11 protein-coding genes are annotated in these 14,336 nt (G+C 69.2%); 5 read left to right on the plus strand and 6 right to left on the minus strand.

Annotated features, from left to right (window positions below; translation table 11 throughout):
* Positions 1–160 precede the first annotated feature (160 nt).
* Together ACFYO2_RS40680 and ACFYO2_RS40685 are read left to right on the plus strand one after the other, a co-directional pair.
* Positions 161–1,183, plus strand: a complete 1,023-nt coding sequence (locus ACFYO2_RS40680) for a zinc-binding alcohol dehydrogenase family protein (RefSeq protein ID WP_388360013.1) — start codon at positions 161–163, stop codon at positions 1,181–1,183.
* 130 nt (positions 1,184–1,313) lie between these two features.
* Complete coding sequence (locus tag ACFYO2_RS40685; RefSeq protein WP_388360015.1) at positions 1,314–1,883, plus strand: TetR/AcrR family transcriptional regulator; 570 nt, start codon at positions 1,314–1,316, stop codon at positions 1,881–1,883.
* Between the two features lie 30 nt (positions 1,884–1,913).
* Here ACFYO2_RS40685 and ACFYO2_RS40690 read toward each other — a convergent pair whose 3' ends face one another.
* Positions 1,914–2,882, minus strand: coding sequence for a LysR family transcriptional regulator (locus ACFYO2_RS40690; protein WP_388360016.1), 969 nt, complete (start codon positions 2,880–2,882; stop codon positions 1,914–1,916).
* A gap of 296 nt (positions 2,883–3,178) precedes the next feature.
* The gene (locus tag ACFYO2_RS40695; protein ID WP_388360019.1) at positions 3,179–5,239 is read right to left on the minus strand and encodes a BTAD domain-containing putative transcriptional regulator; all 2,061 of its coding nucleotides are present in this window, start codon (positions 5,237–5,239) and stop codon (positions 3,179–3,181) included.
* 513 nt (positions 5,240–5,752) lie between these two features.
* Between ACFYO2_RS40695 and ACFYO2_RS40700 the strand changes: the two genes are divergently transcribed.
* The 3 genes from ACFYO2_RS40700 to ACFYO2_RS40710 all read left to right on the plus strand — a co-directional run bounded on the left by ACFYO2_RS40700 (position 5,753) and on the right by ACFYO2_RS40710 (position 8,301).
* Positions 5,753–7,141 carry a dihydrolipoyl dehydrogenase family protein gene (locus ACFYO2_RS40700; protein ID WP_388360021.1) on the plus strand — a complete coding sequence of 463 codons (1,389 nt, stop codon included), beginning with the start codon at positions 5,753–5,755 and terminating at the stop codon, positions 7,139–7,141.
* A 144-nt stretch (positions 7,142–7,285) separates the two neighbouring features.
* Complete coding sequence (locus tag ACFYO2_RS40705; protein WP_388360024.1) at positions 7,286–7,702, plus strand: helix-turn-helix domain-containing protein; 417 nt, start codon at positions 7,286–7,288, stop codon at positions 7,700–7,702.
* A gap of 158 nt (positions 7,703–7,860) precedes the next feature.
* Positions 7,861–8,301 carry an SsgA family sporulation/cell division regulator gene (locus ACFYO2_RS40710; RefSeq protein WP_388360027.1) on the plus strand — a complete coding sequence of 147 codons (441 nt, stop codon included), beginning with the start codon at positions 7,861–7,863 and terminating at the stop codon, positions 8,299–8,301.
* 92 nt (positions 8,302–8,393) lie between these two features.
* Here the strand turns inward: ACFYO2_RS40710 and ACFYO2_RS40715 are convergent, their stop codons facing one another.
* From ACFYO2_RS40715 to ACFYO2_RS40730, 4 genes are all read right to left on the minus strand, one after another.
* The gene (locus ACFYO2_RS40715) at positions 8,394–9,287 is read right to left on the minus strand and encodes an AraC family transcriptional regulator (protein WP_388360029.1); all 894 of its coding nucleotides are present in this window, start codon (positions 9,285–9,287) and stop codon (positions 8,394–8,396) included.
* A gap of 70 nt (positions 9,288–9,357) precedes the next feature.
* Entirely contained in the window at positions 9,358–10,314 is a 957-nt protein-coding gene (locus ACFYO2_RS40720; RefSeq protein WP_388360032.1) for an alpha/beta hydrolase, read from the minus strand.
* Positions 10,315–10,402: 88 nt separating this feature from the next.
* The gene (locus ACFYO2_RS40725; RefSeq protein ID WP_388360104.1) at positions 10,403–11,380 is read right to left on the minus strand and encodes an alpha/beta hydrolase; all 978 of its coding nucleotides are present in this window, start codon (positions 11,378–11,380) and stop codon (positions 10,403–10,405) included.
* Positions 11,381–11,506: 126 nt separating this feature from the next.
* Complete coding sequence (locus tag ACFYO2_RS40730; RefSeq protein ID WP_388360034.1) at positions 11,507–14,302, minus strand: helix-turn-helix transcriptional regulator; 2,796 nt, start codon at positions 14,300–14,302, stop codon at positions 11,507–11,509.
* Positions 14,303–14,336 lie beyond the last annotated feature (34 nt).

Genomic DNA, 14,336 nt, shown 5'->3' on the forward strand with positions numbered 1-14,336 from the left:
TTGTTGGGTGTGTTGTGTTTTTTGTGTGTGGTGTGCCGTCGGGGTTTGAGGGCCCCCCCCGGGGCGGGGGGGGCGCCCCCCCCCCCCCCACCTCGGGAACCGCATGAAACGCCAACAAAGCCGTCCGACCAGCGCCGTCCGATCAGAAGGGCCTTTCGACATGACCACCACGATGCGTGCCGTCGCCTCTCGCGCGCCCCTGCCGGTGACCGACGATGAATGCCTCCTCGACGTCGAGCTCCCCGTACCCGAGCCTGGTCCACGGGACCTCCTGGTCCAGGTCAAGGCCATCGCCGTCAACCCGGTCGACTACAAGGTCCGCCGGAATGAGAACCCGGGCGGTCAGGACCGGGTGCTCGGCTGGGACGCCGCCGGCACGGTCCTGGCGACCGGTTCGCAGGTGGAGTGGTTCAAGCCGGGCGACGAGGTCTTCTACGCCGGGGCCATCGACCGGCCGGGCGCCAACTCCGAGTACCACACGGTCGACGAACGGATCGTCGCACTGAAGCCGACCACGCTGACATTCACCGAGGCAGCGGCGTTGCCGCTGACGTCGCTCACCGCGTGGGAGGGGCTGTTCGAGCGGCTGGGCCTGCGCCACGACCTGCTGGACCAGGCGGGTTCGCTGCTGGTGACGGCGGCCGGCGGCGGTGTCGGAGCCATGGTCAGCCAGTTGGCCCGCGCTCTCACGGATCTGACGGTGATCGGGACGGCTTCCCGCCCCGAAACGGTCGACTTCGCCCGTCAGATGGGCGCGCACCACATCGTGGATCACCACCAGCCGTTGACGCCGCAGCTCACGGAGGTGGCGCCTGACGGCATCGACCACGTGTTCAGCACCGCGGGGACCGACCGTAATCTCGCCGCCTACGCCCAGGCGCTCAACCCGTTCGGGAAGGTCGTCGCGATCGACGACTTCGACAGCCTGCCCGTCGGCCTGCTGAAGCCGAAGAGCATCAGCTTCCACTGGGAGTTCATGTTCACCCGGTCCCTGTTCTGGACCGAGGACATGGACCGGCAGCGCAAGATCCTCACCCAGGTGGCGCGCCTGGTGGACGCCGGCATCCTGGTCACCACCGCGACCAAGGACCTGGGCCCCGTCAACGCGGCGAGTCTGCGTACAGCCCACGGCATCATGGAGTCGGGGACCTCCATCGGCAAGGTCACCCTCACCGGCTTCTGACGGCCCCATGCCCGGCGCGGAGCGCGCTGGGCACTCAACTTGACAAGCTCAAGACGACTGGACATATTGAGATGTTCTGTCAGCGCGCCGCTCGCCGCGCCCGAATGAATCCGCCTCAGAAACGGTGAAGATGCCCCAAGTCAGCGTCCGGAACAGACTCGTGGAGCACGCCGAGGCCGTCTTCCGCCGAAACGGCTTCAGCGGGGCGAGCATCCAGGACCTCACACAGGCCGCGGGCGTCCCGAAAGGCTCGTTCTACAACCACTTCGAGAGCAAACAGGACCTCGCGGCCGAGATCGTCACCTGTTATGTCCGTGCCATCGACTTCTCACCCCTCACCGGGAGCGGTCCCGCGGTGGAGCGCCTGCGCGAGCATCTGATCGCCCAGATCGAGCGCATCCGCGCGTACGGCACCGAGTTCGGCTGTCTGCTGGGCAGCTTCGCCAACGACGGCGCCCTGGTCGGCGAGAAGGTGCGCACATCCGTACGCGAGGCGCTGGCCTCCTGGGCTGACGCCATCGGCGCGACGATCGAAGAGGGCCAGGCGGCGGGGGAGATCACCACCCGACGGTCGGCCACAGCCCTCGCCGCCTTCCTGCTGGACCTCCTGCAAGGTGCGACGCTACGAGCCAGGATCTCCGAGGCCGACACGTTCCTTGCCGACGAGGTGAGCATCGCTCTGGACGCGCTACGCGTCTGACGTGCCAAGCCCGGCCTATGCCCCACCAGCTCAGCCCTGCCGACTGCCGGGCCCGGCAGCCTCTGTGAGCCGCCACACGTCTTCGTGCGCGGCAGCCAGTTGGTGGGCCGCGTCGCGGCAGGCCAGGAGGAAGCTGGTCACAGCCCGCGCATCGTCCTCGCGCCGCCGGACCACGCTCACCGTGCCGAACAACCGTTCAAGCGGCACCAACGTCACGCCCGGATGGCCCGTGAACCGGAAGGATGCCGGTACGGCGGAGACTCCCAGGCCGGCCGAGACCAGGTCGGGCACGGCCGCAGGCGCTGTGGGCACCGGCGTGAGCTCCACGCCCTCGGCCGCCGCAGCGGCGTCCAACTGTGCCCAGCAGTGACTACGCTCGCTCACAGGGAACAGGACGGACTGGGCCGCCAAGTCGGCCAACGACAACACCTCGGCGTCAGCAAGCGGATGCCCGGCGGCCAGGAGGCCGCTGATGCGCTCCTCCACCACGGCCTCGGTGACCAGTTCGTCCGCCATGGGCGGATGCCAGGTGAGCACGGCGTCAACACGGCCGGCGACAAGGGCGGCGGCGTGCTGACCATCTCGTAAGTCGACGACCGACAACCGCAGATGCGCATGGTCGGAGCGCAGACGGCGCACCGCCTCGGCAAGCAGACCGCGTGGTGAGCTGGGCATGGGAGCCGAAACCGTCAGCACATCGGTTCCCGCATCGGCCACGGACCGGCGGGCGACCCGCACGATGCGCCAGTTGTGATCCAGGGCACGTTCCGCCTCCGGAACGATCATCCTCCCGGCTTCGGTGAGTTCAGCGCCCCTCGGCGTACGGACAAGCAGTTCGGCTCCCAGAAGACGTTCCAACTGGCGGACCTGCCTGCTCAGCGCCGGCTGGGCGATGCCCAGACCCGCTGCGGCGTGTCCGAAGTGCCCCTCCCTGGCCACGGCGAGTAGAGCCCGCAGGAGACGAGGGTCGATGTCCGGCTCGGCACCGTCCAGAAACATGTCCGGTTCATACGTGTTCACAGGGGGCTGCCTCTCCAGCTCTCCCGCGGGCCGGGAGACATGCTGTTCCGGCATCGTCCGATGCCGGATCCGTCTTGGACGCCGTGACAGGGGCTCTGATCCAATAGGCGCACCGGACCGCCTCCCCCGGCCCTCGCCAACCAGGGCCCCGCAGCGGGACGGCTCACGCCGGGCATGATCCCCCGCATGCCCGTGGCCGCCAATTGTCGTTGCTGAGCCATTGCGCGTGAGCCGTCTCTCGCTGACCGGTGCCGCATCGCCCGACATTGCTCCGGTCAGCTCGCCAGGGTCGACAGGAGAAGGCGATCACGTGTGCGCGGCAGCCGTGAGGTGTTAGACACGTCGCTCAACACAGGAACCGGTGGGTCGACGACCAGGCCCAACACCGCATGTGTGTCGGTGATCGGCGCTCGTGCGTCTGTGGCGTTCGTGTGTTTCGTCTCGCTCCCGCAGTCGAGTTCGGCGGCGTATGCCAGTACTAGGCTGTGGGCGCTGTACCGGTCGCCCTTTCGGACGTCCAGCAGACGGGCGTGCACCAGTTCTCCGGCTGTCGCGGCCGCGGCGCCCCAGGACATGCCGACCAGGTCGGCCAGTGCCGCCGTGGTGATATCGGCGGTCCGGTGCGAGGGAACCAAGGGAAGCAAGGAGAGGACTCTTCGGGCCTCGGTGCCGAGCCTCCGGTAGGACCAGGAGAAGACTTCGCGTAGGCCGTTGCCTTCGTCGAAGTCGTTGAAACCGTCGAGTGTTCCTTGTGTGGCGGCCAGTTCGGCTGCCAGCCGGGTCAGTGGCTGCTCAGGACGGCTCACGGCGCGGGCGGCCACGACGGCCAAGGCGAGCGGCAGCCTACCGCAGCGCGCAACGATCTCCTCGACGGCCGCCGGGTCGGGAGTGGGGTGCGTCGGGCCGACGCGGCGGAGAAATCCCGCCGTCGCCTCGGCCGTCAAGGGGGTGTCCAGGGCGAGGAGCCGCGCACCGTGGGCGGCCGCAAGACCGATCAGTCGCCTCCGGCTGGTCACCACGACCATGCACGCGGTGGTTCCGGGCAACAGGGGCCGCACTTGGTCCACGTCGAATGCGTTGTCCAGGACCACGAGTACCCGCCGACCGGACAGAACGCTGCGGAAGAGGGCCGATCTGGCCTCCGGCGAGGCGGGGATCTGGTTTCGGTCGACTCCCAGGGATTCCAGGAACGCGTACAGAACATCACCGGGACGCAGGGGCTCCGCGGTCGGTGCGAAGCCGCCCAGATCCATATAGAGCTGACCGTCGGGGAAATCCGCTGCCACTTGGTGGGCGAAGTGAACCGCGAATGCGCTCTTGCCGACGCCGGGGATGCCGTCGATCGCCAGGATGCGCAGGCCGTCACCGGCCCTATGCGCGGCGTCCCGTGCCTGGGCAAGGGCTTGCTCGCGTCCGGTGAAGCACGACAGGTCCGGCGGCAGTTGGGCGGGCACGACCCACGGTGCCCGGGACGCCGGGCGGGGCGCCGACAGCGGCGCCGCCGGTGTTGCGGACACGGATGTCCGAGACGCGGGGCTGCCGCGCAGAACGTGTTCCTGAGCGGCACGCAGTTCCGGACCGGGCTCGACACCCAACTCGTCCACCAGCCTCGTACGGAAGTCGCGCAACTGCATGAGCGCCTCGGCCTGCTTGCCGTCCGCGGCCAGCACCAACACCAGGGAGGCGTGCAACGTCTCGTCGAGCGGGCAGCGGTCGGCGGCCCGTCGGACGGGCAGCAGGACGGCGCCGGCGCGGCCGCAGCCGAGAGCCGCGGTTGCCGCCTCGCAGACAACCGGAGCGTATTCGTGGTCCAGCATGGTGAAAGCCGGGTGCACCGCAGCGACCGTGCCGAGATCCTCCGCACAGTGCCCCCGCCACAGGCCCAGTGCCTCCAGATAATGATCGACCGCCGCCGACAGATCACCACCGGCGGTCGCGGTACGGGCCCGGCCGACGAGGTCGCGGAAGGTCAGCAGGTCGAGCTGGTCGGCGTCGATGCTCAGCAGATAGCCCCCCGCCTGGCGGACGAGCCACCGGCCCGACGACCTGGCTGGCAAACCCGGTTCCAGGAGTCGGCGCAGAGCGCCGATATACCGGTGGACCGCGTTGACTGCGCTGGCCGGCGGGTCACCGTCCCAGAGCAGGCCGACAAGTTCCGTCAGCGAAACGGGCCGGCCCGCGGCGGCCAGCAGAGCGGCGAGGATCAACCGCTGCTGGCGGGGGCCGAGCGAAAGTTCCTCCCCGGCCCGCCAGGCCCGCACCGGGCCCAGCAACGAGAACCGTACGCCCTTCTCAGGTTCAGCCTCGCCAAGGCGTCGGCTCGGTATCGCGAGCATCGCAGCGTCTCCTTTCGCAGTCCTGATGGCGGTGGCTCGGATCCGGTCCGCCCGGAAAGTCGGCCGATGGACCCGCCCAGGACACTGGGGGCGGACCACCACGGCCACCGGCACCCACCGTCCTGGCCTCGCGGTTGGTTCGTTGGGCCGGAGCCCATCGATGCCCGGTACGGGAAAGGTAGGCCCGGCTCCCGACAGGGGGCATCAGTCGGATGACTAAGGACCGCTCACGACACCGGACGACGGATGTCACGGCGTACGAGAACGCCCGCGTGGCGCTCTGACGTGCGACGCGAGTGGGCCGACGCCTCCGTGGTTCCGCCCGCCGCGGCAGCCGTCGGGTGGCAGGTCACGGCCGGACGAACACATGCGCGTAAGGGCACCGCAGAGGGGGCCAGTCATTCGACCGATGCGAGTGATCGCCCCGACGGTGACTCTTGCAAGGGAAAACGGCCCGGCGTGTCGGCCGCAGCGTTCCACCACTTGTTCACCAGCCGAGGAGAACCCAGCGGAATGAGCGTTACGGAGAAGACAGTGGAAGACGTCGACCTGCTGATGGTAGGTGGCGGCAAGGCCGGCAAAACACTCGCCATGGACATCGCGCGTGCCGGTGGCCGGGTGGTCATGGTGGAGCGGAGCATGATCGGCGGTACGTGTATCAACGTCGCCTGTATCCCCACCAAGACGTTGGTGACCAGCGCCCGTCTGGCGCGCAGGGCCGCCAGTGCCGACTCCCTGGGACTCCAACTCGGCACCCCCGTGATCGACTTGGGTCTGCTGCGCGCACACAAGGAGGGTGTCGTCTCTGACATGGTCCAGCTCAACCTTCGGCAGTTTCTGGACAGCGGCATGGACTTCGTCCTGGGTACGGCGCGCTTTGTGGCAGAGCGGACGGTGGAGATAGAGGTCATTGACGGAAGCCGCCGGGTCGTACGCGGTGCCGACGTCGTGATCAACACCGGGACGACGCCGCACATCGCGGCCATTCCCGGGCTCGCCGAGGCGAAGCCGCTGACCAGCGAGAGCATCATGGACCTGCGGCGCATTCCGGAGCGGCTCATTGTCCTCGGCGGCGGCTATGTGGGACTGGAGTTCGCCCACATGTTCGCTGCTTTCGGCAGCCAGGTGACGGTCCTGGAGCGCGGTACTCAACTGCTGCCGCACGAGGACCGGGACATCGCCACGGCCCTGACGACGTACCTCCAGGAGGACGGCGTCGAGCTGATCACCGATGCGGCGGTGGAGAAGGTCCTCAGGGAGCGGGACACGGTGAATGTGCTGCTGCGGGACGGACGGACCCTGACCGCCGACGACGTCCTGGCGGCGACCGGGCGGGACCCGGCCACCCCAGGTCTCGGCCTGGACACCGCGGGCGTGCACACCGACGACCGGGGCTTCGTGCGCGTCGACGACAGGCTGGCGACCCACGCTCCGCACACCTGGGCCGTGGGTGACGTGGCCGGCAGCCCCCAATTCACGCATGTGTCCCTGGACGACTACCGCATCGTCAAGGCCAACATCAATGGTGGCAACCGCACTACGGTCGGCAGGCTGGTTCCCTGGAACCTGTTCACCGACCCCGAACTCGCCCGCGTCGGCCTCACCGAGGAACAGGCCCGCGCCACGGGCCGCGCCATCAGGGTGGCGAAGCTGCCGGTCAAGGCGATCCCGCGGGCCCGGACCCTGCGGGACACACGAGGGCTGTGGAAGGCGGTCGTCGACCGGGACAGCGAGCAGATCCTGGGGGTGGCCCTGCTCGGGCCCGAGTCGGCAGAAGTGCTGTCCGTGGTGCAGACGGCCATGTGGGCGCAGATGCCCTTCACCCGGCTACGCGACGGGATGATCGCCCATCCGACGATGGCTGAGGGCCTGAACGCCCTGTTCGCCTCTTGGACGGACTGACTGATCCTGGAGCTGTGCGAGTCGGACCTGCGGCAGATCACAGCATCTGCGCTCAGCTCCGACACGCCACTCGGTGGACTGCTGTCCGTCCTTCTGTCCCGGCTGGCGGACACCGCGGGATCGTACCGACCGCACACGCGCGAGTTGCTCGCCGGCAATGTGGTGGATCTGCTGACCGTCCTGGCCGATGAACAACTCGGCAGGATCTCCCAGGGAACACCCAGCGGCGATGCGGCGATGCTGCTGCAGCTCCGGACGTTCATCGGCCGGCACCTGGCCGATCCCGAACTGACCCCGGAGGTCATCGCCCGGGCCCACCGCATCTCAGTGCGCTACCTGCACAAGCTCTTCGAGGGCGAGGACACCACGGTCAGTCGCTGGATCCAGAGCCGCCGCCTGGAAGCGTGCCGACGGGATCTGCTTCATCGGGAGGCCACGAACCGCACCGTCGTCGCGGTGGCACAGCGGTGGGGTTTCACCAGCGCCGCTCACTTCAGCCGGGTGTTCCGAGACGCCTATGGAATGCCCCCCAGCGAGTGGCGCGACACCCACAGACCATGATCGCGGTCCTCTGGGAATCACCGATCGTGGAAGTCCACGTTCGGGGCTCTCACGGGCAACACTTCGTACGTTCTGCGACAAGCTAATACCATCAGCGACTTTAGGGTTATTTACGTAGACGCTGCCCCCCAAGGACCAGTCGCTGATCGGGGTAAGAAATGACTCAGCCGTTTTCCGGCGCCACCGATGGCACCTCAGTCGCTCACGAGGTCGTGGTGCATGCCGTCGTCGCGGACGAACCGCCGATATCGCTGCCCGCCGAGCTGCGCTACGACAGGACAGACCCCTACGCCGTGTGCCTCTCCCTCGGAGGGACGTCGACCGGCACGGTCGACTGGGTGTTCGCCCGTAGCCTCCTGTCGGAGGGATTGAGCCGACCGGCGGGTGTCGGAGACGTCCTGGTGATACCCCCGCACCGCTGCCACAGGCACTCGGTGCGCATAGTCGTCAGGTCCGCTGCGGGGGCCGCGGTGCTGGGCATCGCGGCTTCGGCGGTCACTGCGTTCTTGGAGAAGACCGCCATGGTCGTGTCGCCGGGCGCGGAGGGATGCCACCTCGACCTGGACCGCGTCGTGGCCGAACTCAATGGCGGGAAGTGAGTGACAGGCCGGCTCGGCGAGCATGCCGCCCCTCGCTGTCGCCCACTCAACGGCTTCAAGGCCGGGCTACTGCTGGTGTGCACGGAGCGGGATCAAGCGGCATCACTGATCAAAACGCTCTTTCGGTGGTGGGCAACCTCGGTTTCGGTGATCGGAGATTCCAGGACCGACCACGTGCATGCCTGCCATTCACTGGGGGACATGCCGTAGGCGTCGCGGAATACCCGGCTGAAATGCGACGGGCTGGTGAAACCCGACCGACGCGCCACAGCCGCCACGGTCAGCCTTTGGTTGCCCGTCCGACTCAGCTCCTGCCGACTGAGGTTGAGTCTTCGTTGCCGCATCCACTGGCTCACCGTCGTGCCGTCGTTCTGGAAGAGCTTGTGCAGGTAACGCACGGAAACATGGTGCGCGAGCGCAATGGATTGGGGCGACAGATCGGGATCCGTCAGGTTCGCTTCGATGAATTCCTTGATCCTGGTCAGCGTCTCGCTGCCGACCCTCGAACCGTCGGATGCCTCCGGCCCGCTCTCCTTTGCCAGGAGTTCCATGACGAGTACGGTGACGAGATCCAGGGCGCTGCGGGTGAGCCGGTCGCCGATCCTCGACCCGTGGAACTCCGCCCCGGCGGCGAGTGCGGACAGGAAGATCGACACCATTGCGCCCACGCCCTCGCCGCCTCGCACGGGCACACCGGCGAGCCGGCGCAGGTCTGACTCCGACACCCCCAGGTGACGCAGGGGCATGCGGAAGACCATCCACTGGCAGCCATCGCCGAGGGGCAGAAAACGAAGGCGGACCGGGTCACAGAAGACCAGGTCGCCCGCCTCCAGGAGAACCTTCGTTCCCTGATGGAAGACAGCAGCGGATCCGCGTACCTGCAGTCCCAGATGAAGGAATGCGAAGTCTTCCCCTCCTGGCAACTGGCAGAGGGAGCCGGTTGGTTCGGAATCGCGCAGTGGAAAGAGGGTCAGTATGTGTTCCACGGTGGTCCTTGACATGTAGGGCGTCGCCGACTCGGGCATGAGAGCTCCAACCGTGAGTGGCTCCGAAGGATCAGTCGTGCAGTGCTTCGTAGAGGAATTCGCCGCTCTGCCGGGTCGCCGCCCTTGCGGCGCACGTGGCCCGCAACGCGTTGAGCATGACGAAGTCATGGATGACGCCCTGGTAGAGCACAGCCGTGGTCGGTACGCCGGCGGCGCGCAGCCCGGCCGCGTATGCCTCGCCCTCGTCACGCAGGACGTCGGCCTCGGCGACGATGACCAACGCCTGCGGCAGCCCGGCCAGTTCCTCCGGGCACGCCCTCAGCGGGGAGACGGTGATCTGCGCCCGCTCGGCCGGGTCGGTTGTGTACTGGTCCCAGAACCACTTCATTCCGTCGCGGCTGAGGTGGTAGCCGCTCGCGAACTGCTCGTAGGAGCCGGTGTCGAAATGCGCGTCGGTCACGGGATAGAACAACAACTGCGCTGCCAGTTCCGGGCCTTTGCGTTGCTTGGCCAGGAGAGTGGTGGCCGCGGCCATGTTGCCGCCGACCGAATCGCCGGCCACCGCGACGCGGGCCGGGTCGAGCCCGTGTGCGGCTCCTTCCCGCGAGATCCACAGCAGGGTGGCGTAGATCTCCTCGACCGCCGTCGGGTACTTCGCTTCCGGGGAGAGGCTGTAGTTGACGAAGACCGTAGCGGCGCGAGCGCGTACGGTGAGCTCCCGGACGAGCCGGTCATGGGTGTGGGCGTTGCCGAAGACCCAGCCTGCGCCGTGGATGTACAGGACCACGGGCAAGGGCCCTTCGGCACCGGCCGGGCAGAAGACGCGGATCGACACCTGGCCCGACGGGCCTCCCGAGACGATCAGGTCCTCCACGTCGGCATCCGGTACCGGGACGTCGCCCTCCTGAACGCTGTCGACGGCCTTTCGCCCCTCGACCGGGTCGAGGTCGTGGAGGAACGGCGGGTTCGACATGGCGACGGCGAAAGCCTGCGCGGCCGCTTCGAGAACCGGCTTGGGGGTGAGCATGCTCCCCACCCTGCAAGCAGCCTCTTTCAGAGGCATCAGTATTTTGACGGTCCATCTCTGGCGTACGCGCCGCTCGGTCGAGGGACTGTCAGCGCCGGTCGGCCAGGGCGTCTCTGAGGAAGCTGCCTCCCTGCTTGATCGCGGCCATGGCGGGTGGGCTGTGGCGCAGGGGATTCAGGGAGGCGAAGTCGTGCACCGCCCCCAGGTAGCGGACGGCGGTCACGGGCACGCCCTCCTGCCGCAACAGGCGCGCGTACTGCTCCCCTTCGTCCCGCACGACGTCCGCCTCCGCCGTCACGACCAGGGCGGGAGGCAGCCCCGCGAGATCCGCCGTGGTGGCCCGCAGCGGTGCGGCCGTGGGCTCGCCGAGTTCGCAGGCATCGTCGCTGTACTGCTGCCAGTACCACTCCAGAGCCGTGCGCGTCAGGAGGTAGCCGGACGCGAACTGTTCTCGCGACGGGGTGTCGCCGTGCGGGTCCGTCATCGGGTAGTAGAGCACCTGAGCTCGGATGCGAGGACCGCCGCGCCGCTTGGCCATCATGGTGAGTGCCGCGGCCATGGTGGCGCCGGCGCAGTCGCCGGCCACCGCCAGCCGCCGGGCGTCCAGGGCCAGTTCGGCGGCCTGCTCGACCACCCATGTGACCACCGCGTACGACTCCTCCAGCGCGACCGGATAGCGGGCCTCCGGGGTACGCGTGTACTCGGGCACCACGAAGGCGGCGGCACTGGTGGCAGCCAGCTCGCTGATCATCCGCGCGTGGGTCCGGGCGTCACCCAGCATCCACCGGCCGCCGTGCAGGTACACGACCACGGGAAGAGGACCGGTGGGCCGCGCCGGCTTGAAGATCCAGAAGCCGACGAGCCCGGAGGGCCCCACCGGCGCCACCCTGAACTCGGCGTCCACGTCGAAGTCGTCGCGTGTGTGGCCCTGCATCTCCAGCAGTGCCTGGCGCCCGTCGACGGGACCGATCTGGTGCAGGTAGGGCGGTCCGGCCGAGGCGTCGACGAACCGCTGAACGAGGGGATCCAGGACGACGGCAGGACGGTCGCATCCACCCGTGCCCATGGTGGAATCGGAGTTCACGCTCCTCCCTCGACATGAGGACGAATCGCCCCGCGGACTCCCGCCGACGGCCATGAGGTGCGAGGCGGCGCCGCACAAGCGCCCCCACCTTACTGCCCACCGCCGCGGTCACAGATCCTCGAAGAAACCCCGGAGTTGGTTGCGGCTGCTGACACCCAGCTTCGGATACACGTTGTAGAGGTGTGAACTGACCGTGCGAGGCGAGAGCATCAGTTGCTCGGCGATCTCCCGGTTGCGCAGGCCCCGCGCCGCCAGCCGTACGATTTCGCGCTGCTGGGCGGTCAACTCCGCCAGCGGGTCGGCCTGGGCGGGCGCGCTGGCCACGCCGCTCGCCCGCAGCTCCGCGCGCGCCTCCTCGGCGAGGCCCGACGCGCCGAGCCGGTTGAACGACTCCAGCGCCGTGGTCAGAATCGGGCGGGCGTCCAGGGGGCGCCGCCTTCTGCGCAGCCACTGCGCGTAGTGGAGCCTTGCCTGTGCCCGGGCCAACGGCCACTCATCGCCCGCCGGGTTGACCGTGGCGAGCCGGAAGTGGTGCTCGGCGTCCTTGGGATCGTCGGTCAGCGCGGCGGCGTGGTGCAGCAGCAGGGTCATCCGGGTCGTCGGCTGCGGCCCGATCGCGGCGCGCACCCCGTCGACGATGTGCGCTGCCTCCTTCTGCCGCCCGGTCCGCTGAGCGGCCGCGGCGAGATCGGCGACCGAACGGGGGGACAGGAAGTAGTGCAGGGGCGTGCCGTCCTCACCGAACAGCAGCCGGAAGTGCCGGAACGCGCTGTCGAAGTCGCCGGCCGCCGCGGCGGCGGTGCCCGCCGCCCGCAACAGGCGTGCGTGGGTGGCACGGTTCTCCTCCAGATCGACTGCCGTCCAGGCCGAGTCCGCCGGCATGGCGGCGGACTCGCCGCGCAGGGCCCGCAGAGTCGCCCGCAGCGCCTCGACGTCGATCTGCAGGTGCCTCCACTTGTGCACCGCCGCAAGCGCCGCGGTCTCCTCCAGATGCCCGTCGGCCTCCGCCCACCGGCCGGTGTCGATCAGCGCCGAGCCCATCGTCGCCAACGTGGGCGCGGCAGTGCCCATGAACCCGTACGCCCTGAGCATGCTGAACACGTGCCGGAAGGACTCCACGCACAGGTCGGACTCGTCGGCGTACCAGGCGATTCCGCCGAGTGCGTGCACGCGGGTCATCTCCGAGACCGCGGCCGCCGGCTCCGGCGCGCCCGGCCGTCGGCGCATGGGCCGCAGCAGCTCGGGAGCGGCGGCCGGGTCGGCCCCGGCCAGGGTCACGGCCCGCACGGCGCCGGAGGCTTCGGTCGTCGCTATTTCGGCGTAGGGAGTGTCGCGGTCGCCGACCTCGATTCCGTCGAGAAGGCCCGCGATCGGACGTCTGGCCTCGGGCAGGCTCGACTCGAAGGCGACCGCCTGGAGCACGGAGGCCAGGGCCAGCACGGTCATGCCTTCCCCAGGCGGATCCGGCTCCAGCGCGCTCATCAGCACGTGAAACGCCTGCCGCTGGTGGCCGAGCAGTGACAGGGCCAGGCCGGCGCCACAGGCCGCGACGCCCAGCACGTCTCGGTCCTCGGTCAGTGCGGTGACCTTCTCGTACAACTCGCGTACCCATGAAGGGTCGCCTGCGTTGATGGCGGCACGGAGTGCCTTGGCGTACCGTCGCGCCCGGTCGGCGGCGGCGGGACTGCACTCCGCGGACCGTTCCAGCGCCTGGGCCGCCGCGTAGAAGCCGCCGCGCCGCTCGGCGAGTTCGGCGGTGTCCTCCAGGGCCGCCGCCACGGACTCGTCGTAGCCGACGCATGCGGCGGCCAGGTGCCAGGCGCGGGAGGCCGGGTCGGTCGTGAGGACGGCCGCCAGGTCCCGGTGCACCTGCTGCCGCAGATAGGCCGGCGCCCCCTGGTAGGAACCCGCGCGTGCCAGCGGATGTCTGAAGATCACCCGCCCTTCCAGGACGGTCACGAGACCGGCCTCCTCGGCCGGGGCCCACGCCGAGAGGTCCGACCCGGCGCCCGCGGCAGCCATGATCGTGGCCAGATATCCGTACTGCGACGCCGCGGCGTACAGGATCAGCCGCCGGGTCGTCTCCGGCAGGCCGCGCAGCCGAGCAGCGTACAGCTCCTGGATGCGTTCTGTCAGCGGCAGTCCGCCGCCGGGCAGTGCTCCCGTGCCGCCCGCTCCGGCCGCGCGGCACAGTTCGACGATGGCCAGCGGGTTTCCTGCCGCCTGCCGCAGCAGTTCGCTCCGCGTCCGGCCGGTGGGCGCGTGCGGCTGAGTGTCCACGAGCTCGGCCGCGGCCTGTTCGGTCAGCGGCCCCAGGAGCAGCGTGCGCAGGTCCGCGGCGACACCGTCCGGGGGCGTCTGCCCGCGGGCCGCCAGCAGCACCGGAACGGCTTCCGCGGTGATACGGCGCATCACGAAGCCCAGTACGTCGAGAGAGTCGCGATCGAAGTGCTGGATGTCGTCGGCGGCCAGCAGGATGCCCTGCCGGCGGGAGACCTCCGTCAGCAGGGTCAGCACCGCCACCCGCAGCACCATCGGGTCGGGCGGTCCCTCGGCGGGAGCGATGCCGAACGCGGCCTCGAGCGCCCCCCGCAGATGGTCGGGCAACGAGCCGAGGTCGGGCAGGAGGGGCAGCAACAGCTGGTGCAGGGACGCGAAGGACTGCAGTGACTCCGCCTCGCTGCCCTGGGAGGCCAGCACGAGTGTTCCGCTGTCCCGTGCGCGGCCGACGGCGACCGCCATAAGTCTCGACTTGCCCGTGCCGGCCTCGCCGAGCAGGAGCAGCATCCGCGGTTGGCCGCGTCCCTCCTCGATGACGTCCCGGATCTCGGCGATCTCGGCCTGCCGGCCCACCAGATCCGTGGCCGGCAGGGAGCGGTGCGAGGTGCCGCGCCTAGTCGCCACAGCGAACCTTGGTCACAATGTCCACCCCTTTCCG

Source organism: Streptomyces sp. NPDC006602, from assembly GCF_042870385.1.
GTDB lineage: Bacteria > Actinomycetota > Actinomycetes > Streptomycetales > Streptomycetaceae > Streptomyces.